Source organism: Cytobacillus dafuensis, assembly GCF_007995155.1.
In the GTDB taxonomy this organism is placed as follows: domain Bacteria; phylum Bacillota; class Bacilli; order Bacillales; family Cytobacillaceae; genus Cytobacillus; species Cytobacillus dafuensis.
Window position 1 is genome coordinate 1,138,225 of record NZ_CP042593.1, and the last position, 20,668, is coordinate 1,158,892.

Below are 20,668 nucleotides of genomic sequence, written 5' to 3' on the forward strand. Positions count from 1 at the left end.
CAAGAGTCTTTTGGAGGGGAAAATGTCGAATTAATGTTGAAAAATGACCTTAAACTTTTTAATTGGAAGACAAAAAATAACACTATTAATCCTTGGGAATTCAATAAAATACAAATAGATGAAAAATTTCCTAATAATAAATATTCAGAAAACGGCAAACCTATTGAAAAATAGAGACGCAAAGTCACAGATCTAAGGTATGAATTAGAGATTAGGTAATGTTTGTAGGTATTGTTGCATATTTTATAGTATGGCAACAATCTCTTAGATAGATCTAAGCTCCATACTAAGATGGCTGGATTGCCTGAGATACGATAAGTATTTTAGGGGGAATAATGTGGTGGGGACTACAGTGAAAATGGAAGAATTAGATTTTGAATGGATGAAATTAATCGTTGAAGCTAAGAATATGGGAATAGAGAAAGAAGAAATAAGGGAATTTCTTCTGAAAAATGGAGCTAAGGAGCTAATTATAGAAGGTTGCCAAAAAATTGGCTGATATGCTTAAGTGTTTCTTAATGGGCATATAGCTATTTAAGAAATACTTTTTGGGCATATAGCTATTTAAGAAATACTTTTTTTATTCGAAAGAAAAAGACGTAGAAGCGGGAGTAAACCCTTTGATCCTAACGTCTTTTTTAAAAAGTTTGATCATTTATGAAATAGCCTTAATCTATGTAAGCAATCGATTATTCTTTTTTACTCTGATCAATTCTCCATTTATTAAATTCGAGAAACTCTCTAAATTGTTCTTTTGTAACCCCAGAGTTCATTGCTTCTTGAACAATATCAATCCATTCAGAGTCTAATTCATCTGTATTTGGCTGTTCATGTATTAAATGATCTACAGGTATATTGAGTACTGCAGCAATTTTTTCAAGAAATTGTATAGAAGGATTGGTTTGTAAGTTTCTTTCGAGTGAACTTAAATAAGACTTGGCAACGCCAGCTTGTTCTGCAAGCTCGGATAACGACATTTTCTTTTCTTTGCGAAGTATTTTTACACGATTACCGATCATCCAATCTCACACACCTTATCAATAAGAATAAAATAATCATCAAAGCAAATAGGTGGTTCTATATCAAGAACGAATTGTTCAAAATATATATTTACATATTAACATAAAATTTTAACAGATTAAAAAGAATATATACATATTTTTTGAAAAGAAATCGAAAAAATTTAAAAGGATTTATCGTGTGCATAGACTGTACATGAGTCAAATTAACTGGGCTAATCGAATAAAGAAAAATTAAAGTGCTCTCGTCATCTGACGAGGGCACTTTGTGATTGAATGATTTGAATGACTTCTTCAACTGCCACATCAGTATCCTCTGCATTGATATGGTGAAAGGGCCCTTCGTAGTCAAGCTGTTTATGTGCATATCGGGGATCATAATATTTTTCTAATAGAATTTGAATGACTACTTGATAGTTTTGGCTCATTGCTGCATCATTTAATGCGGCAATGATTTCATTATCTTTGATACGTTTATCTATATGGGATAAGCGTTCGATTACTTTTTCATGAAACCATTTATCATGAAGATATGGCTTCACATACTCACGATAAATTCGCTCTATTCGTGAGGATAATGATGCTTGAAGGTATATATTGAAGCCTTGATGCTTTTTATCTTGTAATTCATCAGGCTGAACTACTTTTCCGATCCGTTTACTTTCAGCTTCTACTAAGAAAAATGGTGAATCTTTGATTTCATTTAATGTTTGAAAAAGCAGCGAGTCAAAGGTTTTTTGATTATGACCCTCGAATAATCCAAATGTTCCAAAGATGGAGCCACGATGGCCTGCGCATGCCTCTAAATCTATAACAGGCATGCCTCTTTCTCTTAGCTTTTCCAGCACCTCTGTTTTTCCCACGCCTGTCATTCCATGTATCGTAATGGCCTTTTCAGGTAATAAGCTTGGAATTTCCTCTAATATAAATTGACGATAAGCTCTGTATCCTCCTATTAATCGAGGGATGGATATACCTGCAAATGATAGAAATGTAGCAACGGCTTTACTTCGCATTCCGCCTCTCCAACAATAGATGACAGGTTGCATGCCTTTTTCCTTCAAGGCTTTTATTTGACCTAATATAGAAGGGAGTTTTGGTGATACCACTTCCATAGCCATCCATTTTGCTGCATCTGATCCTTCCTGCTTATAAACAGTTCCGATGGTTATTCGCTCTTCATTTGTAAATAAAGGAATATTAACCGCTCCAGGAATTCTAAACTCGTCAAATTCACCTGGTGATCTAACATCAACAGGAACGGCATCTTTTAAGGTAAGGAATTGGTCAATACTTATCTCTCTCATACTATTTCCTCCGAGTCTACATCTATAAGTTTATTTTATCCATTCATGAACAGATTGAAAACCCAATTGCATTTTGAATTAAAAATGTTTATTTTCTGTTTTTTAAAAGCTGTGTTAAAGCTCGGTTTTGGTATTTCTATTTTGTTGTTGATTCTTGCTGCAGGCACGAGATCCTCGAAAATGCATGCGCATTTCCTTCGTGTGGTGTTTATTCGGGGGAGATAATTCAATGTCTTGCGGGAGAAGCGAGTCAAGGGAGAGAGACCCCACAGGAGCGCTCTTCGACGAGGAGGCTTCCAGACCGCCAGCTACGCTTTAGTGCCTGCAGCGGAAATCAACAGAGAAGTTTATCATAGTTTATAAAAGAAAATTCATATAATTATCCTTTTTATGAAGGTGGAATATGAAGATGATTCGGTATAGTGGAGGGAGATAACAAAACGACTTTAGTACAAGGAGTTTTACAATGAAAACCAAATGGTATTTCTTCATTCTGACGATTGTGACTGTTTCAGTCTTTATTAATAACTATCTTAACGTACATGAAAATACTCCATTTAAAGTGGGTGTTTTGATGATTGGCGATAGCAGACAGGAAAAGCTAACTGGATTAAAAAAAGGGTTGAAAGACCTTGGGTATGAGGAAAATGCAATCGATTTTGAAGTGAAAAATGCTAAGGATGATGAGGCATTGCTAGATAACAAAATTAATGAATTACTAAAAAAGAAGCCAGCTCTAATCGTCACTCTCGGCGGAGTTGAAACATTAGCCTTAAAGGAAAAAATGGAGGAGCAGAAAATAACAATTCCAGTCGTTTTTGCTGGAGTAGCTGCTCCAAAGGAAACTGGAATCATTAATGATTATCGTTCTCCAGGCGGTCTTTTTACAGGGATAAATAATTTTCACACGGGTTTAGCAGGAAAAAGATTGGAGCTTTTTCATGAATTAGTCCCGTCAGTAAAGAGGTTTCACATTCTTTATGACAAGGACACTGAAGTAAGTGTATTGAGCTTGGAGAATACAATCGAGGCTGCTGCAGATCTTTCGCTTCAAATTCTCCCAACGAATGTAAGCGACCCAAATTTTGCAGAAAATTTAAGACGAAATTTACAAAAAAATGATGCAATGATAATCTTGCCAGGTTTCCGAATTGAATCTCTTATAAAAGATATCTCTCAGTTTTCAAAGAAACACAAAGTACCTGTAATGGGGATATATGGCGATGAAGTAGAGGAAGGGTTTCTAGCAAGCTATGGAACGAGTTTTTATGACCAAGGTTATCAGGCTGCAAGATATGTAAGTCTTATCATTCAAGGGAATTCGCCTGCTGATATTCCTGTCGAGCTTCCTGACAGCATCCGCTTTATCGTAAACCCCAAAATCAAGGATGAGCTAGGGATTGAATTAAATAATGATCTTATGGATATTGCTGATTTCATTGATGATGAGAGTGAGGCAGGCCAATGATGATGAAGCGTCTAATAAATTGGTTTCTTTCACAACCGATTCGAATTAAGGTACTTGTCTTTGGGGTAATCATGTCAACCATTCCTCTATTATTCATTAGCTATTACTATTACTCACATGTTAAAGCAGATCTACAAGTAAGAATTCTGGATAAACAAGAATTAATGCTTCAGATCTTATCAAGCGAAATTGAAATGGAGTTTAATCAAACATTCCAGCAACTTCAAATTTTCTCTTCTCTTAAACAGCATGAGAAAAATAAAGCAGCTTTCTATGAACTTCTCCAGCAAAATGAATCAATAGAAGAAGTAGTCGTGACCGATCACAAAGGATTCGTCGAAAAAAAGGTTTCCAGGTATAACCTAAATATGCCTGAATCAAATGAGCAATGGTTCTCTGATACTATGTGGCTTGACTTCCAAACGAAAAATAAAGTTTATGGAGAAGTCGAATTTAATAGATATGGCCAGCCTGTGATGAAGCTTGCGATCCCATATGTAGAAAATGGAAATAGGGAAGGGATTGGAGTAGTTATTCAGCTCCAGAAGATCATAGGTCACATTTCTTCCATGAGACAGGAGGATTCTGCCTACTTATATCTTATGGACCGAGAGGGAAAAGTAATTGCCCATCAGGACTACAGCAAACTATGGCAAAAAAGAACTGTGGAAACAGATCGCGATGTACTGGGGTTAAAAACGGAAATTAGTGATCTAGGTTGGACAATGGTAATGGAACAGCCCGCAGAGACAATATATGAACCAATCAATAATATGTTTCAAAATGGATTATTCGCTGTAGCGCTTGTTACACTTATCGTCAGCCTAATTAGTATTTATGCAGGGTTTTATTTCACAACACCAATTATCCACATAGAAAAAGGGATGAATCATTTAAAAGCTGGAAAAAGGCCATCTCCGATTGGATTAATCCGTCATGATGAGTTAGGAAAGCTTTCACAAGCATTTAACGAAATGAGTGAGGAACTTCAAGAAAAGTCACTTCGGCTCGAGCAGGAAAAGGAAAGATTAAATGTTGTCGTAAATGGCATTGGTGCAGGCTTAGCGCTTGTAAGGAAAAATTATAGCGTAACTTGGATGAATCCACGTCTGAGCAACTGGCTTTCAAATGAGGAAATTCATTTGCCGTGCTATACATTAATAGGTGGAAAGAATGCGCCGTGTGAAAATTGTCCGATTACTTATCCTGATATTGAGAGAAATGGAGAGATGATTATGAATATGAGTAGGGAAGGGGGGGAAGATAGGCTTTTTCGCCATAGGGTATTTGCGTTAAATCATGCGATTCAGGATGAGGGGGAATTCCTCGTTGTAATTGAGGATGTTACGAAACAAAAACAATGGGAAGAAAAGATCATTCAAACGGATAAACTTAGTGCACTTGGCTTGATGGCATCAAGCTTTGCCCACGAAGTCAATAATCCACTTGCCACTATTAATGTTTATGCTGAGGATTTAAGTGACAGATTAGCTTCTCCAGATGAAGAACTAGATGTGACTGAAATGTCCTTTTACTTAAGTAAAATTAAAGAAAACACGGAAAGATGCAAGCGAATAACTAGTAATCTATTGAATTTCTCTCGGAAGACAAACTGGACATTATCTCAGATCGATGTGAATAAAACGATTCAAAATAGCATAAGTCTCGTGGAATCATCATTAAAAAAGAAGCAAATAAAACTAAAGATTAAAATTGCAGAAGAATTGCCTCTCCTGCTCGGTGATAGCTTAAAGCTTATGCAGGTTCTTGTGAATTTAATTAATAATGCGAGGGATGCAGTTGAAGAAACAGGCGTAATAGGTGTTGAAGCAAAAGCCGAAGAGAATTTTGTATCCATCCTTGTAATAGATAATGGCTGCGGGATTTCGAAAGATAGATTAGGCAAGATCTTTGATCCGTTTTATACGACGAAGCCAGTTGGAAAAGGAACGGGATTAGGATTATCTGTATGCTATGGGATTGTGGAGGAATTTGGAGGTACGATCGAATTTGAGAGTAAAGTAGGTATAGGGACAACTGTAAAAATTAGAATACCAGTTAGAAATATGAAAAAGGGGGAAGTGTCATGAGTCGAGTGCGACTTTTAGTTGTTGATGATGAAAAGGATCTGCTCGACCTGCTTGTTAAAAGATTAACGAGAAAAGGGTATGAGGTTCATTTCGCTGAAACGGCAGAGGATGCCTTGGTATTATTAAAACAGCAATTTTTTGATATTGCTATTTACGATATTCGTCTACCAAAGATGGATGGAATCTCCCTTTTAAAGGAAACAAAGAAAATGGAGCCTGAGACGGAAATTTTAATGCTGACAGGTCATGGAACGATAGAGACTGCTATAGAAGCAATGAAATTTGGCGCGTTTGACTATTTAACAAAACCTTATAATCTATCAGAACTAGAATTAACGATTAAGAAAGCTGAGGAAAATAAAAAGCTAAAAGTAAAAAATGAAAGTATGAAAAAAATTATTAAGCAGCATAATGAATTTCATATTATTGGAGAAAGCCCAATTTTTAAAGAAGTGCTCGCATTAACCCGCAGAATTGCAGATAGTGATGTCCCTGTTCTTATTGAAGGTGAAAGCGGAACAGGAAAGGAGCTGTTTGCGAAGGCTTTACATTATTGGAGCTGCCGTGCAGAAGAGCCTTTCGTAGCTGTTAATTCAGGCGCCCTTCCGGAGCAATTGCTTGAAAGTGAGCTATTTGGGCATGTTAAAGGGGCTTTTACTGGAGCAAATCAAGACAAAAAAGGACTTGTCGAGGCAGCTGATGGGGGAACATTGTTTTTGGATGAATTAGGGGAAATGCCTCTAGCACTGCAAGTAAAGCTACTTCGTTTTTTAGAACTAGGAGAATTTAGACGGGTTGGAGACGTAAGGGAAAGAAGAGTAAAAGTGCGGGTAGTTGCGGCAACGAATCGTAATATGGAGAAAGCGGTGGAAGAGGGGCATTTTCGAGAAGATCTATTTTACAGATTAAATGTCGTCAGGTTATCGATTCCACCTCTAAGAAATAGAAAGGAAGACATTCCGTTATTAATTCACCACTTCATTAAGAATGGAAAGTCTCCAGAGAAATTGATTTCTGATGAAGCTCTGCTAGAGCTCCAAAACTATGAGTTTCCGGGGAATGTAAGAGAGCTGCATCATTTGATAGAAAGAGGCCAGTTATTATCGGCTGGTAAGCAAATTGAAGTGGAAGATTTATTGCTTCCGAACCGGAGCAGAGCAAATGGTCAAATAAAGCAAGATCTTCTTTGCTCATTAGAGGAATTGGAGATAGAACATATTGAAAGTGTGCTAAATAATATGAATTGGAACAAAACCAAGGCGGCTGAGGTGTTAGGGATTAGTGTAAGAAACTTATACCGGAAAATTGATCAATACAATTTAATTGAAGAATGACAAAATGGCATATGACAATTCGACATAGTATGACAAAAAGTCATGATTCATGAAGACGGACAGAAATTACTTATTTCTGTCTGTCTTTTTTTTGCTGTAAAGAATGAGGATATAGCGTTTTTTTTAAGAATCTACATTTTGGCACGAAACTTGCAAAAATAATAAATGAACAATAAAAAAGGATGTGAAAGACGATGTTATCAAACATAGGTATTCCAGGTTTAATATTAATTTTAGTTTTGGCACTTATCATTTTTGGCCCGAAAAAGCTTCCTGAAATAGGGAGGGCAGTAGGACAAACATTAAGAGAGTTTAAAAAATCAGCTCGTGAACTGACAAGTGAAGTTACAGAGGACATTAAGGAAGATATAAAAGAGGCAAAAGAAACATTATCTAAATAGAAAGGAGTTATCATCATGGCCTTCAATTCAAATAATCATTTACAACCTGAAGATTACTCAAAACTAGCAGATCAATTTGTTCCTGATTCCAATAAAGTGCTTGCTTCTAGTCCGTATGATTCTGAGTTAGGTAAGAATATGGCAAGAGATGCAAGAAAGGTCATTAATGGAAATTTAAAAATTGAAGATTTTCATAAAGTTTATTCAGCATCGCTTATCAAAGAATTTGGTGATCAATATGCTAGTGGACCGATTGATACTAATCAAAGCTCTAAAGCTAAATCCGGAACAGGTCCCAAATGGGGGATGGTCATTGATTTAAAAAAATGTATTGGCTGTGATACATGCACGGTTTCTTGTAAAGCAGAAAACAGAACACCACCAGGAGTATCTTATAATGTTGTACTCGAAACGATTAAAGGTGATTTTCCTAACTTTTCAATAACGAATTTGCCGAAGCCTTGTATGCAGTGTGACAATCCTCCATGTGTTCAAGTATGCCCAACAAGGGCAACCTATAAAATGGAGAATGGAATCGTCACAATTGATAATGATCGCTGTATTGGCTGTCGTTATTGCATGGTAGCTTGTCCATATGGTTCAAGATCTTATGACTTTGGCACTAGCTATGAACAAGAAATGGTTGGTTTTAATGATGTAACCAGCCCGGAATATGGAGTAGATCGCGGGAAACGCAAAAAAGGAGCAATCCCTGAGGAAACGGTTAGAAAGTGCAGTTTTTGTTATCATCGCCTCCAGCGGGGCGAAGAGCCTGCATGTGTGGAGACTTGTATTGGAGATGCACGTTATTTTGGAGATATGAATGACCCGAATAGTGTTGTGTCGAAGCTCGCAGCAAGCCCAAGAGCATTTCGTCTGAAGGAAGAACTAGGTACAAAGCCGAGAGTTGTGTATTTAAGATAAAGAAGCAATCATTATAGCTTCAATAAAAGGAGTGGTTTTAATGATTTTGAAAGAAAATATAGATAACAAGATGCATGCTCCTAAACAAAAGAATGGGAAGCTTGAAAAAATATACTGGATTTCCATCTTAATCGTTTTTGGTATAGGAATTTACTCAATCATTACTGGGTATTTTATGGAAGGAATGGAATCTACTAATCTATCTAATATAGTACCTTGGGGTGGGTGGATTGCCTTTTATATTTATTTTATTGGTTTAAGTGCTGGTTCCTTTTTATTATCCACATTAGTTTATGGATTTGGGATGGAGAAATTCGAAAAAATCGGCAGATCTGCTTTACTTTCTGCGATTGTCTGTATGATTACGGGCATTTTGTTTGTTTTTTTGGATATCGGTCGCCCGGATCACGTCATGAACTCAGTCATTTATTGGAATGTAACGAGTACAATGTCATGGGAAATTCATTTCTATATTGTCTATCTTGTTCTTCTAATAGTTGAGTTGTATTTTTCAATGAGAAATGACCTTATCGTTGTAGCCAAAAATGATAATTTCAAAGGAAAATTATCACGATTCCTTACTTTCAATAAAAAGGAATATACAGATATCGATAAAGTAAAGGATAAAAAGCGACTAAAAATAATGGGTATTATTGGGATTCCGCTTGCCATTCTTGGTGTACATGGTGGAACAGGGTCCATTTTTGCGGTTCTTAAAGCACAGCCTTACTTGAATTCTGCATTGTTCCCATTAATTTTTATTATATCTGCATTAGTATCTGGTACAGCATTATCCATTGCCATTTATGTGATTAAATGCAAAGTAAAAAAACAGCAAGTGGATATTTCAATGATTAAATCTCTTGGAAGCATGCTTTCCTTATTTATCGTCATTGAAATCATTATGGTCTGGTATGAATTTTTAGTTGGTTTTTATGGTTTAGAGCATGAAGAACTAGGAACACTTCAATTAATAATGGGAAGCCCATATTCATGGTCCTTCTGGATTTTCCAAATGGGATTTGCTTTGTTTTTCCCATTGGTCATATTATTAATCAAAAAAACACGAGAATCGATAAATTGGATTCTAGGTGCCTCAGTTATGGTGCTAATTGGAGTTGTTGGGGTAAGGTTCAATATGGTCATTCCAACTTTAATTATGCCAAAAATAGATGGAATGCCGTATGGAAATTATTATATGAATCTTTCAGAGTGGCTGACATCTTTTGGTATTATCGCATTGTGTTTAATCCTGTATACAATTGGCGAGAAGCTATTTCCAATTGATGAAATTGACTCTCATGAAAATGGAGTGAGTAAACATGAGTAAAGATAAAGTGAATCGAAGAGGTTTTCTTAAAGCATTAGGAGCATTTGGAGCGGTTGCCGTTATTGGTCCTGCGTTTGTTGGTCCGGTCAAACAGGTAATAAACGGAGTATGGACAGATGATTTACATGGAGTAGGGACGGATTATCAGGACTACACAGCAGAAAATGTCATTTTTACATCATGTCAGCAATGTAACTCCACATGTACAATTAAAGCCTATGTTGTTGCTGGAAGTGCTGGAGGAGCATACTCATCGATCGTTAGAAAAATTGCGGGAAATCAATATAGTCCGATCAATATGGTTCCTTACGGTCATATTAACTATGATACTCCACTTGAACAAGCTGTAAAAGGAACCGGAGATGTGGCTAAAAGCGGGAGAGGTTTCCGTGGAGGACGAACTTGCTTAAAAGGTCAAGCTGGAATTCAGACAACGTATGATACATTTCGTGTACAGCAGCCATTAAAGCGTGTAGGGGAAAGAGGCAGCGGAGTTTGGAAAACAGTCAGCTGGGAAGAAGCCTATAAAGAGATATTAGAAGGCAGCAAGGATTTAAAAACACCGGGATTAAAAGAAATATGGGCATTTGTTCCTGAAGAAGGTGTTATGGCTGATTGGGAAAAAGTACAAGCAGGAGAAATGGAAAAATCCGCTTTCGATCAAAAATATAAAGATGTATTAATCGATACGAATCATCCTGATTTTGGACCTAAATCAAATCAAATTGCGATCATGTCTGGACATCGAAGAGATTTCATTGAACGTATAGCAACGAAAAGTCTAGGTACGGCGAATTATTATGATCATGGCGGTTATTGTGGAATTACGAGTGTAATGGGAAATGTTCGTTCTTACGATTCAACAAAGCAGAAGAAACGGATGATCCCTGATTATGAAAAAGTGGAATATGTTTTAGTATGGGGAACAAATCCGATGATAGCTAATCGTGGCCCAACTACATTTGCACCACAAATTACGAATGCGATAGATCGCGGGATGAAAATGGTTGTCATTGATCCTCGTTATAGCAAGACGGCTGAAAAAGCAGATACATGGGTTCCGGTAAAGCCGGGTGGTGATGGGGCTCTTGCAATGGCAATGTGCAGATGGATCATTGAGAATAATCGTTATGATGAGACATACCTACGCAACCCTAATGAGAAAGCGGCACATTTAGATAATGAACCAACCTGGAGTGATGCCACTTATCTTGTAAATGTAGGAGATCCAAAGAGACCTTTTGTAAGGGCTAAGGATTTGGGATTAGGTGAAGAAGAGTTTGTCGTTCTTGAAAATGGAAAACCTGTTCCACATATAAAAGCGACAAATGGTGACTTAGAGGTAAGTACAACAATTAATGGGATTAAGGTGAAATCTACATTTACAATTTTTAAAGAAAAAGTGCTTGAAAAAACAATCGAAGAATATTCAAAGCAGTGTGATGTGTCCGTAGATTTAATTGTCCAAATAGCGAAAGAGTTCACTTCCCATGGCAAGAAGGTGGGAATCCACTCCTATCGAGGACCAGCCATGCACACAAATGGATATTACAGTACTCGTGCAATAAATATGCTAAATCATTTAGTAGGAAATCATGACTGGGTAGGTGGTGACACTTCACTAGGTGCAAAATTTAAAATAACTGAAGGACGTTATGATTTAGCTGCTGTACCAAATCCAAATAATTCTTGGGGAATTGCAGTTACTCGTCATAAAACTCCGTATGAAAAAACGTCATTGTTCAAAAAAGATGGTTATCCGGCAAAACGTCCTTGGTATCCTTTAGGGAACAAACTAATTCAAGATGTTCTTCCAAGTTCTGCGGAAGGCTACCCGTATAAGATTAGAGCACTTATTATGAACCGAACATCACCGATTGTGTCAGGTCCAAGGTCAGATATGCAGGAGAAATTTCTAAAAGATACAAAAGTAGTCGAACTTGTCATCTCTTCTGATATTGTCATTGGAGAATCAACGAAATATGCAGATTATGTATTACCTGATTTATCTTATTTAGAAAGTTGGAATACAGAGGCTATTTTCCCGATAGTGAAATATAAATTTGCGAGTGTTATTCAGCCAGTAACTCGGGTTGTACCAAATGCAAGACAAACAGAACAAGTGTATATTGATCTTTTGAAAGAAATGGGTCTTCCGGGTGTTGGAGATAAAGCACTTCCAGATGGATCTTCCATTCATAGTCCAGAAGATTATTATATTAAAATGGCTGCGAATATTGCCTTTGATGGCAAAAAACCAGTAAATGATGCAAGTTCTGAAGAAATGGCTATTTTTGAGAAAGCAAGAAAACTAGCTTTAGGAAAGTATTTTGATTTGAATAAGCTGAAAAGTGCTGTTACACCAGAGGAATGGAAAAAAGTTGTATATGTCCTCAATCGTGGAGGAAGATTTGAGGCTCAGGGTGATGAACATATCGGACCTCATATTAAATATCAATGGGCAAATCTCGTTCATTTCTATGATGAAAAGGCAGCAGGTTTTAAAAGTTCTTTTACAGGCAAGTTTTTTGAGGGAGTTCCTTTTGCAGATGAAATTAGAAAATATAACGGTGAAGTATATACATCCAATAAACCTTTTCAGTTTATTAACTGGAAATCAAGAAATATGGGAACCCATCGAAATGAAAGTAATGCCTGGCTTCGTGAAGTTCGAGATGAGAACTATTTATGGGTGAACCCTTTAGATGCAAAGAAAAAAGGAATTAAAACGGCTGATTTTGTCTATATCATTTCCAACAGTACAAAAGAAAAGGCAAAAGTGCTCGTTACACCAGGGATTAAACCAGGTGTTGTAGGAGCAAACTTTAGCTTTGGCCACTATGCATACGGTTCAAAAGAGGAAAAAATTGATGGGAAAACCATAAAACCGGCACAGAAATACGGTCATCTGCCATTTGATACGAATACACCTATGCATGAAGAATCTGGATATGCGAGAGGAAGAGGACATGGATTCTCTGTAAATGCTCTTGCTGATAAAGACGATAGTTATTTTGAAGGGTTTTTAGCAGACCTTTTAATCGGAGGGCCAGCTCAGCAGGACGTTTTTGTCGACATTAAAAAAGTTTAAACAAAAGGTGATAATGATGAAAATGACGAAAGAGGAACAATATGGACAGCTTGTCCTAATTAATATTTTATCATGCATATGGCTTGGAGAATGGGATCGTTATGAAGAGTTATTTCAGAATATGGATGATAAATTGAAAGAGAATTTCCCTTTTCATTCTCATTATGATCAGGAAGACGTCAAGTTATGGTATGAAAATTATTTTTTCATTCCAGGTGACTATTTTGTCTCGCCTTACTTTTCTTCCTATATTAAAAAGGGACATGATGAACACGAAGAACGGAAAAAAGATTTGTTATGCCTGATTGGTTTATATGAGAAGACAGGCTTCTTGTATCCGCTTGAAAAAGAAATTTATCCGGATCATTTTGGGTGCATTACTGCTTTTCTCGGTTCTTTAATCCAGGAGAGCATAAAAGCTGATGTTGAAAAGGATGAAGAATACAAAAGAAAACTAGCAGAACTAAAACAATTTGTTATATGTAATTATATTTTGCCCATTCTCCCAACACTACAGAAAAATGCTCTGACTAAAGTAAAGCATTCATTTTTTAAAGAGTTTTTATCATTTTATATAAAAATGATGCAAGAAGATTGGCAGGAAGCGGCTTAATTAGGGTTTGTCAAAATTTACAATCATATAAAAATAAAGCAGCTATCGATGCTGCTTTATTTTTTTCTTAAATTGCCTAATTCTTCTGCTAAAGCTTGCATTTCATTCGGACTGAAATGGTTCTTTTTCATAACGAGATCATAAATATCTTTTAATTCTTCGTACATTTCCTCATCAAAATGTGATGGCTTAATGGCTCCAAAGTTCAGAACCTTAAGCTTTTCTTTGATTTTTTCAATCATATATTCTACATTCTCAGTTGATTTTTGAGCTAAATTCATTCTGCTCTCCTCCTTTAATGTCTAGCGTTCGTACAGGACGTCCGCTTTTCTTGGCTAATAGGAATGTTTAAGTTTATTAATGTGCTAAAGTAAAGTGTGTTATCAATTAATTATCTGCTAATAAGATCGCATAAGAAAAACTAAGACATTCCCCAAAAAGGACTTGGCGAATGCCAAATTTTTCTAATTAGGAAATATTTATCCCGCATTAACGAGCAGTAATACTCCCACCTCTAAATTCAGCGAAAGCAAAGAAGTTAGGTGGGAGATAAACTGCCCGTAAAAGCCCGACGACGGACAGGATGTCCTAGTCAGGCGAAAGCCACAGGACGTGGTGTTTTGAGCGTGATTGGTTCAACTAATAATCAGTGGGGGATGAAGAAAACCCCCACAGATTAAAGTTTCACTTTATGGCTGCAGCTAGCTTTTTATTCCTTGTTATTTGTACATCATTTTTCTTATAAGTATACTCATCTTTCCATGTTCCTTATTAAATGTCAACGGAAAAATAAGTGTTTCAAGGTTGCAGAAGAATAAAATATAAAAGAAAATGGATGCAAGGAGGGAGTTTACATATGATTAAAGTATTATTTGTTTGTTTAGGAAATATTTGTCGCTCGCCAATGGCTGAGGCGATGTTTCGTGATTTAGTAAAGAAGGAAGGATTAGAGCATATGATCATTGTAGATTCCGCAGGCACAGGGGATTGGCATGTTGGAAATCCGCCCCATGAAGGGACAAGAAATATATTAAAAAAATACAATATATCTTCAGATGGAATAAAAGCTAGACAAATTGGTCCAGTGGATTTACATGATTTCCAGTACGTCGTGGCGATGGACACATCTAATATTCAAAACATCGAAAAGTTAAAGAAGAGTAATTCTACAGCACATATTGTTAGACTGCTTGATTATTTAGAGGATGCTGTAGATAAAAATGTCCCTGATCCGTATTTTACCGGTAACTTTGAAGAAGTGTACGAGCTTGTGAAAAAAGGCTGTGAACAATTGCTAAAACAACTTCGTACAACACATAATATATAGGATGGGTGCTTGATTTATATACTGAGGAGAACCATTCGGAAATACCTAAAACTATAGAAAAATGGAGTGAATGAAATGGGGAAATCATTATTTTGGAAGGGTGTTATTTTTGGAGCCATTGCGGGTGGTGCAGTAACCCTTTTTGATAAAAACACGCGTCAATCTGTTATGTTAAATTGTAAAAAAGCAACGAGCGAGCTTTCTTATTATGTAAAGAACCCAAGTGAAGCGATCGGTCAGGTGAAAGAAATGACCAATAACTTAAAATCAACGTATGAACAAGTAAGTGAGGATCTTTCTTTTATTGTAGAAAAAGTAGAGGAGTTGAAAGAGAGCTCTCCTCAGGTTTCTCGGCTAGTTGAGGATACAAAAGATGCCTTTTTTGAAGAAGATCAGGATGAACCAAATAATAACGAGACATCTTATAAAAGATCTTTGAATTAGTACATCATTTAGTGAGGCGATGGAATGGGACGAGCCTTTTCAACTTTGCTTTCGCAAATATGGAAAAGAGTGATGGAAGATGACTTATTTGGGCTTGCTGCACAGTTGGCCTATTTCTTCCTGCTATCGCTTTTTCCATTACTTCTTTTTTTAGTTACACTCCTGCCTTATTTACCAATTACTCAAGAGGATATACTAGCAGTTATTCGAGATTTCGCGCCTGAGGATAGTATGGAATTAATTGAGTCCAATATTAACCAGCTTTCACAAAAAAATCTAAATCTGCTTTCCTTCGGGTTTGTTGCTACGATATGGTCAGCATCCAATGGCATTGATGCCATTGTACGAGCCTTCAATAAAGCATATGATGTGAAAGAAAGCCGTCCATTTTTCCGGGCTAGAGGAATGGCTATTTTATTTACTTTTGCTATGCTCTTTGTATTTATTATGGCATTGCTGCTACCAGTCTTCGGAGAATATCTTGGAATATATTTATTCGCTAAATTTGGCCTTTCGGATGAGTTTATGTCTCTTTGGAACACTTTCCGCTGGCTAATAAGCTCCATCATACTGTTTATTGTCTTTACAGGCTTGTATTGGATGGGTCCAAATAAAAAGATAACTTGTATAAGTGCTATTCCAGGAGCCATTTTTGCCACGATAGGCTGGGTATTATCTTCTCTTGCCTTTTCATTTTATGTGTCTAATTTTGGCCATTTCTCTGCAACATATGGAAGTATTGGAGCAATAATTGTCCTTATGATATGGTTCTACATAACCGGAGTTATCATCATAATAGGTGGAGAAATCAATGCTATATATAGTAAATACAAAAATAAGGATTGTTAAGAAAATGCTATAAGTTTCCTACAATAATATGGGGCCATTATCAAAGAATAAGAAAGGGGAAAGATATTGGTCTTTAAAGGAGGCTTATATTTATGACGAAGAAAACGAAAAAAGACGGCGGAACAAAGCAAAAGGGTCAGAATAAACCAAAACAAAAAACCTCAGGTTCTGCTAACGGACAAAATGGATATCATTAATGTATGAATGAAATAGAGCTTGAAGAACAATTCTTCAAGCTCTATTTTCATAACGATCATCATCCTATTATTTCAGTAATCTTAAGCTATTAAGAATGACTAATATTGTACTTCCCTCATGAGCAATGACCCCAAAAGGAAGGTCAACAAACTGGAGGAAATTTGAAGCGATCAGCATCATAATAACGGTGATTGAAAAAATAACATTTTGCTTGATGATGCTATTCATCTTTCTTGAAAGGTTAATGGCTTCTGCAATACGAGGTAGGTCATTTTTCATAAGAACGATATCGGCTGTTTCAAGGGCAACATCCGTTCCTTCCCCCATGGCAATTCCTACATTTGCTGTTGCTAAAGCAGGTGCATCATTAATTCCATCTCCGACCATTGCAACGGTTCCGTATTTTTCCTGTAAATTCTTAAGATGCTCTACCTTATTTTCTGGTAAACATTCAGCGATATAATCATGAACATGGGACTCTTTTGCGATTGCCATACCGGTATTTCGGCTATCTCCAGTCAGCATAATCGTATAAATTCCTTGATTATTTAATTGATCAATCGCTTTTTTTGTTTCTTCTCGGACAACATCCTGAAGGGCAAGGATTGCGACAATTTCTTCACTCTTCTGTACAAAGACAACGGTTTTACCTTCACTAGCCATTTTAGCTGCCGCACCGTCTTTAAAGCTTTGGGCTGCTTCAATGCCAACAAATGCTGCTTTCCCAATTTTCCATTCCTCGTTTTCAATATGAGCCTTTACACCCCATCCTGCTACATCTTCAATACTTTCAGGATGAATGAGAGATTCTTCTAGGTTTTCTTTAGCATATTTAACGATCGCATTTGCTAATGGATGAGTCGAGTGACTTTCGATGGATGAAGCAATTCGTAAGATTTCATTTTTTGAAAGGCCATCCGCAGCAATAATATCTGTTACTTCAGGCTTTCCCTTTGTAAGTGTTCCCGTCTTGTCAAAAGCAATGGCTTTCAGATGGCTTAAATTTTCTAAATGAACGCCGCCTTTAAAAAGAATACCGTGCCTTGCACCGTTCGAAATGGCAGACAGTGTTGCCGGCATAATCGAAGCAACGAGGGCGCATGGTGAAGCAACAACAAGTAAAATCATCGCCCGATAAAAGGTTTCTGTCCAGCTCCACCCTAATAGAAAATGGGGGACGAACATCATAAGGACAACTACGGCTAATACGACTTTCACGTACGTACCTTCAAATCGTTCAATGAACAGCTGAGAAGGAGATTTCTCGCTTTGTGCAGACTGAACGAGCTGAATGATCTTTTGAAACAGGGTTTCACTATTCGGTTTTGTTATTTCAACAGTAATGGATCCATTTAAATTGACTGTTCCAGCAAAAACATAATCCCCACTATCCTTAGAAACAGGGAGTGACTCACCTGTAATGGCAGCTTCATCAATGGTTGTATGCCCTTTAATAATTTTTCCATCAGAAGGAACTCTTTCCCCAGGTTTTACTAAAATAAGGTCTCCGATAGATAATTTAGATACATGAATCTTTTCTTCATTCCCACCTGTAATTCTTAAAGCTTCCTCTGGCTGAATTTCCATTAACGCGGAAATTTCTTTATGACTTTTATTCATCGTATATGTTTCAAGAGCACCACTTACAGCAAAGATAAAAATAAGGATGGCTCCTTCTGTCCAGTAGCCAATGATAGCAGAACCAACGGCGGCGAATATCATGAGCATTTCAACATTTAATTCCTTATTGGCAATCGTTTCTTCAATACCTTCCTTCGCTTTTGCAAAGCCTCCAATAATAAAGGCAAATAGATAGGTGACAATCGAAGAAGTAGTAAGTTCATTTCTATCTAATAGCCAACCTGCCGCAATAAGGACCCCACTTAAAAGGGCGGCAATTAATTCGGCATGCTGTTTTACTTTAGCAAACATACTTTCATTTTCATTTACCGTGCTTTTTAATATTACTTTAGCCTCTGCATTCATGTGTTTTTCCTCCCCTAAATGAATATTGTTTTCAATTATTTTTTATAATTGAGAAAAATAATCACAATCAATACCCCTATAAAACGACGAAAGCTGCCACCGAATAGGCGACAGCAAAAAATATAGATACTACAGATGAAGATATTTCAAGTTATTTATAGTTTACTATATAAGCTATGAAATGAACAGAAAAATGTTCCTTAATTAAAAATAATTATTAAATTAGAAATTTTATTATTGGTAGACCCCTTTTGTTGGAGGTAAAGATTTATATGTTTCGTTATCCCGGATTACATGAAGGATGTTATTTTTCATCTTATTCATTTGCAAGCCATGTTTGCTAATATCACATTCTGTCCATTCAAAATGTCTTTCTCCACCATTAATCCAAATCGTAAGTTCATAGCTTTCATATGGCTTTTTGTTACAGCTATTTGATAAGTCCTTTTGATCAAGATAATTTGTTAATACCATTGCCTTGTAGATTTGGTTTAATTCTTTACGATTAAATTGGAAATCACTGACGGTCGAAACTTCCCCATTTTGGAGGTCCTTTACTAGTCGTTGATTAGCCGTATCTACTTCGTTTTTCTTATCTACCCCGTACTTGAAATGAAATTCGAATTTATCTTGTTTTTCAGTATCATATTGAACGGTTAACACATCTTCCTGTTGCCCGTTACATTCTAATTTATACGCAATTTCAGTATCCATCTCACTTTTAGTTATTCTTTCACAACTGTGTTTTTCAACTTTACCAGATCCGAATTTGTCATAGGTAGTATCGTATCTTGATTGAATGGATGTCCCATCGTACGTTAAATCCCATATTATGGGGTCCCCTTCAATTGTATAATGAATAATCCGAACTTCATCGTTTTCTCCATTGTTTATATTATTGACAAATTGATCAATTTGTTCGATATTTTCAATTCCTCCGTGATTGTTAATAACATCTTTCTGTTGTGGCTCGTATGTAGTGGAACTTGGAACTGGATTTAGATTTGAGCAACCTGATAGGAATAAAAGTACGAAAAGAATAAACTGAAATTTTTTCATCTCATTCACCTCATACCAATTGACGTCTATGTTGGGAAAAAGTTACATATACGATTCTTTTTTTGAGACCATTTGTTTTTGTCCAAATATGACAACTGTTAAGAATATAAGGAAAAGCATAGCACTAATAATATTAAAAAAGCTGATTGATTTAAAGTATTGGATGAATACTCCCCCGAAATAGGGGCCTATTAAGCTGCCGATACTAAATGCTACCCCGCAAAGCAGGTTCCCGGTTGGAAGCATATTTCTCGGCATTAAGTCGGTCATATAACTGATGCCAAGGGAGAAAGTGGATCCGACAACCATGCCAGCTATAAATAAACATACGGCAAGAGCAATCATCATTTCTTCTAAGAGGCTTGCAGCAGCAAAGCTTAAAAATCCAGCAAATAAAATGACCATTAAAATATTTCTTCTCCCATATCGATCACTTAATAGTCCAAGCGGTAATTGAAAAACAATCCCTCCAATAGCAAATGAGGTCAGAAGCAGGGAGACACTCGAAACATCAAGACCAATCCGCAGCCCGTAAACAGGAAAGCTTCCATTTAATGATGATTCAAGAAAACCGTATCCTAATGGAGGAAGAAAGGCTACCCAGCCATATTTTGTTGCTTTTGAAAACCGCTTCATCGTTTCCTTAAATGAATTTACCTCTACCGTTTGCTCTGGATAATCATTTTTTAAAGTAAATAAAAATAACCAAGCAATTAAGCATAATGCTGAAGAAATAATAAAAGGAAGAGCCTCATTCATTTTGATCAGCGGTGCCATCAAAGGTCCGACCGCAAACCCTGTTCCGAAAAACAGTCCATATATTGAAATATTACGGCCCCTCTTATGCTCCGGAGAGAAAGAAGTTATCCATGTTTGTGTTCCAAAATGCAAGGCATGGTCGCCAATTCCGATTAAAAGCCGCAGGAAAAACCAAAACCAGAAGGACTTCCAAACTGGAAATAAAATGAGTGATACAACGACAAGCAGTCCTCCCAAAACAATGATTGGTTTATAGCCATATTTCCTTAAAGGATGTTCCATGAATGGGGATACAAGCAAGATGCCAATATATAATCCAGTAGCATTTAGTCCATTTAAACTGGAGGAAATGCCCTCGTTTTCAAAAATAATTGCGATTAATGGCAGCAGCATGCCCTGGCTAAATCCTGAAATTGCAACAATACTTACCAAAATCCAAAATCTCATATTTTCTTTAATCATTTTCTTA

At 36.6% G+C, this 20,668-nt stretch carries 18 protein-coding genes and 1 riboswitch; of the genes, 12 read left to right on the plus strand and 6 right to left on the minus strand.

What is annotated here, in order from left to right; genetic code table 11:
- Window positions 1-143: 143 nt before the first annotated feature.
- Window positions 144-308, plus strand: a riboswitch (cyclic di-GMP riboswitch).
- A gap of 50 nt (window positions 309-358) precedes the next feature.
- On the plus strand, window positions 359-499 hold the full coding sequence (locus FSZ17_RS05595) for an anti-repressor SinI family protein (RefSeq protein ID WP_082625357.1): 141 nt from the start codon (window positions 359-361) through the stop codon (window positions 497-499).
- A gap of 190 nt (window positions 500-689) precedes the next feature.
- Here the strand turns inward: FSZ17_RS05595 and FSZ17_RS05600 are convergent, their stop codons facing one another.
- Window positions 690-1,019, minus strand: coding sequence for a helix-turn-helix domain-containing protein (locus FSZ17_RS05600; protein ID WP_057775372.1), 330 nt, complete (start codon window positions 1,017-1,019; stop codon window positions 690-692).
- 248 nt (window positions 1,020-1,267) lie between these two features.
- On the minus strand, window positions 1,268-2,326 hold the full coding sequence (mnmH, locus tag FSZ17_RS05605; protein ID WP_057775370.1) for a tRNA 2-selenouridine(34) synthase MnmH: 1,059 nt from the start codon (window positions 2,324-2,326) through the stop codon (window positions 1,268-1,270).
- A 466-nt stretch (window positions 2,327-2,792) separates the two neighbouring features.
- Between mnmH and FSZ17_RS05610 the strand changes: the two genes are divergently transcribed.
- The 8 genes from FSZ17_RS05610 (at window position 2,793) to FSZ17_RS05645 (ending at window position 13,577) form a co-directional block, all read left to right on the plus strand.
- Window positions 2,793-3,794 (plus strand): ABC transporter substrate-binding protein, encoded by a 1,002-nt coding sequence (locus FSZ17_RS05610; protein ID WP_057775368.1) that lies wholly within the window; start codon window positions 2,793-2,795, stop codon window positions 3,792-3,794.
- Window positions 3,791-5,884 carry a PAS domain-containing sensor histidine kinase gene (locus FSZ17_RS05615; RefSeq protein WP_057775366.1) on the plus strand — a complete coding sequence of 698 codons (2,094 nt, stop codon included), beginning with the start codon at window positions 3,791-3,793 and terminating at the stop codon, window positions 5,882-5,884. The genes FSZ17_RS05610 and FSZ17_RS05615 overlap by 4 nt, the downstream gene beginning before the upstream one ends.
- Complete coding sequence (locus FSZ17_RS05620; RefSeq protein ID WP_057775363.1) at window positions 5,881-7,218, plus strand: sigma-54-dependent transcriptional regulator; 1,338 nt, start codon at window positions 5,881-5,883, stop codon at window positions 7,216-7,218. Before FSZ17_RS05615 ends, FSZ17_RS05620 begins: the two co-directional genes overlap by 4 nt.
- Window positions 7,219-7,412: 194 nt before the next feature.
- The gene (gene tatA / locus FSZ17_RS05625) at window positions 7,413-7,619 is read left to right on the plus strand and encodes a twin-arginine translocase TatA/TatE family subunit (RefSeq protein ID WP_057775361.1); all 207 of its coding nucleotides are present in this window, start codon (window positions 7,413-7,415) and stop codon (window positions 7,617-7,619) included.
- A gap of 15 nt (window positions 7,620-7,634) precedes the next feature.
- A complete protein-coding gene (locus FSZ17_RS05630; RefSeq protein WP_057775359.1) occupies window positions 7,635-8,543 on the plus strand; it encodes a 4Fe-4S dicluster domain-containing protein in 909 nt (302 codons plus the stop codon).
- Window positions 8,544-8,583: 40 nt separating this feature from the next.
- Window positions 8,584-9,873 (plus strand): NrfD/PsrC family molybdoenzyme membrane anchor subunit, encoded by a 1,290-nt coding sequence (nrfD, locus tag FSZ17_RS05635; RefSeq protein WP_057775357.1) that lies wholly within the window; start codon window positions 8,584-8,586, stop codon window positions 9,871-9,873.
- Window positions 9,866-12,964, plus strand: coding sequence for a molybdopterin-dependent oxidoreductase (locus tag FSZ17_RS05640; RefSeq protein WP_057775355.1), 3,099 nt, complete (start codon window positions 9,866-9,868; stop codon window positions 12,962-12,964). Before nrfD ends, FSZ17_RS05640 begins: the two co-directional genes overlap by 8 nt.
- A complete protein-coding gene (locus FSZ17_RS05645) occupies window positions 12,942-13,577 on the plus strand; it encodes a molecular chaperone TorD family protein (protein WP_228460285.1) in 636 nt (211 codons plus the stop codon). The genes FSZ17_RS05640 and FSZ17_RS05645 overlap by 23 nt, the downstream gene beginning before the upstream one ends.
- Before the next feature lie 56 nt (window positions 13,578-13,633).
- Here FSZ17_RS05645 and FSZ17_RS05650 read toward each other — a convergent pair whose 3' ends face one another.
- A complete protein-coding gene (locus tag FSZ17_RS05650) occupies window positions 13,634-13,858 on the minus strand; it encodes a DUF1128 domain-containing protein (protein WP_057775353.1) in 225 nt (74 codons plus the stop codon).
- A 575-nt stretch (window positions 13,859-14,433) separates the two neighbouring features.
- Here FSZ17_RS05650 and FSZ17_RS05655 point away from each other — a divergent pair.
- The 3 genes from FSZ17_RS05655 (at window position 14,434) to FSZ17_RS05665 (ending at window position 16,197) form a co-directional block, all read left to right on the plus strand.
- Window positions 14,434-14,904, plus strand: a complete 471-nt coding sequence (locus FSZ17_RS05655) for a low molecular weight protein-tyrosine-phosphatase (RefSeq protein ID WP_057775351.1) — start codon at window positions 14,434-14,436, stop codon at window positions 14,902-14,904.
- Window positions 14,905-14,979: 75 nt separating this feature from the next.
- Complete coding sequence (locus FSZ17_RS05660; protein ID WP_057775349.1) at window positions 14,980-15,348, plus strand: YtxH domain-containing protein; 369 nt, start codon at window positions 14,980-14,982, stop codon at window positions 15,346-15,348.
- Between the two features lie 24 nt (window positions 15,349-15,372).
- The gene (locus FSZ17_RS05665; RefSeq protein ID WP_057775347.1) at window positions 15,373-16,197 is read left to right on the plus strand and encodes a YihY/virulence factor BrkB family protein; all 825 of its coding nucleotides are present in this window, start codon (window positions 15,373-15,375) and stop codon (window positions 16,195-16,197) included.
- Window positions 16,198-16,461: 264 nt separating this feature from the next.
- Here FSZ17_RS05665 and FSZ17_RS05670 read toward each other — a convergent pair whose 3' ends face one another.
- The 3 genes from FSZ17_RS05670 to FSZ17_RS05680 all read right to left on the minus strand — a co-directional run bounded on the left by FSZ17_RS05670 (window position 16,462) and on the right by FSZ17_RS05680 (window position 20,661).
- Entirely contained in the window at window positions 16,462-18,381 is a 1,920-nt protein-coding gene (locus FSZ17_RS05670; RefSeq protein WP_057775344.1) for a heavy metal translocating P-type ATPase, read from the minus strand.
- A 234-nt stretch (window positions 18,382-18,615) separates the two neighbouring features.
- Window positions 18,616-19,440, minus strand: coding sequence for a DUF4362 domain-containing protein (locus FSZ17_RS05675; RefSeq protein WP_057775342.1), 825 nt, complete (start codon window positions 19,438-19,440; stop codon window positions 18,616-18,618).
- 42 nt (window positions 19,441-19,482) lie between these two features.
- A complete protein-coding gene (locus FSZ17_RS05680) occupies window positions 19,483-20,661 on the minus strand; it encodes an MFS transporter (protein WP_057775340.1) in 1,179 nt (392 codons plus the stop codon).
- Window positions 20,662-20,668: the final 7 nt, after the last annotated feature.

Excerpts from the sequence above, each read along its gene's own strand:
- FSZ17_RS05595 (WP_082625357.1), top strand. The coding sequence starts at position 359 with ATGGAAGAATTAGATTTTGAATGGATGAAATTAATCGTTGAAGCTAAG.
- FSZ17_RS05600 (WP_057775372.1), bottom strand. The coding sequence starts at position 1,019 with ATGATCGGTAATCGTGTAAAAATACTTCGCAAAGAAAAGAAAATGTCG.
- mnmH (WP_057775370.1), bottom strand. The coding sequence starts at position 2,326 with ATGAGAGAGATAAGTATTGACCAATTCCTTACCTTAAAAGATGCCGTT.
- FSZ17_RS05610 (WP_057775368.1), top strand. The coding sequence starts at position 2,793 with ATGAAAACCAAATGGTATTTCTTCATTCTGACGATTGTGACTGTTTCA.
- FSZ17_RS05615 (WP_057775366.1), top strand. The coding sequence starts at position 3,791 with ATGATGATGAAGCGTCTAATAAATTGGTTTCTTTCACAACCGATTCGA.
- FSZ17_RS05620 (WP_057775363.1), top strand. The coding sequence starts at position 5,881 with ATGAGTCGAGTGCGACTTTTAGTTGTTGATGATGAAAAGGATCTGCTC.
- tatA (WP_057775361.1), top strand. The coding sequence starts at position 7,413 with ATGTTATCAAACATAGGTATTCCAGGTTTAATATTAATTTTAGTTTTG.
- FSZ17_RS05630 (WP_057775359.1), top strand. The coding sequence starts at position 7,635 with ATGGCCTTCAATTCAAATAATCATTTACAACCTGAAGATTACTCAAAA.
- nrfD (WP_057775357.1), top strand. The coding sequence starts at position 8,584 with ATGATTTTGAAAGAAAATATAGATAACAAGATGCATGCTCCTAAACAA.
- FSZ17_RS05640 (WP_057775355.1), top strand. The coding sequence starts at position 9,866 with ATGAGTAAAGATAAAGTGAATCGAAGAGGTTTTCTTAAAGCATTAGGA.
- FSZ17_RS05650 (WP_057775353.1), bottom strand. The coding sequence starts at position 13,858 with ATGAATTTAGCTCAAAAATCAACTGAGAATGTAGAATATATGATTGAA.
- FSZ17_RS05655 (WP_057775351.1), top strand. The coding sequence starts at position 14,434 with ATGATTAAAGTATTATTTGTTTGTTTAGGAAATATTTGTCGCTCGCCA.
- FSZ17_RS05660 (WP_057775349.1), top strand. The coding sequence starts at position 14,980 with ATGGGGAAATCATTATTTTGGAAGGGTGTTATTTTTGGAGCCATTGCG.
- FSZ17_RS05665 (WP_057775347.1), top strand. The coding sequence starts at position 15,373 with ATGGGACGAGCCTTTTCAACTTTGCTTTCGCAAATATGGAAAAGAGTG.
- FSZ17_RS05670 (WP_057775344.1), bottom strand. The coding sequence starts at position 18,381 with ATGAATGCAGAGGCTAAAGTAATATTAAAAAGCACGGTAAATGAAAAT.
- FSZ17_RS05675 (WP_057775342.1), bottom strand. The coding sequence starts at position 19,440 with ATGAAAAAATTTCAGTTTATTCTTTTCGTACTTTTATTCCTATCAGGT.
- FSZ17_RS05680 (WP_057775340.1), bottom strand. The coding sequence starts at position 20,661 with ATGATTAAAGAAAATATGAGATTTTGGATTTTGGTAAGTATTGTTGCA.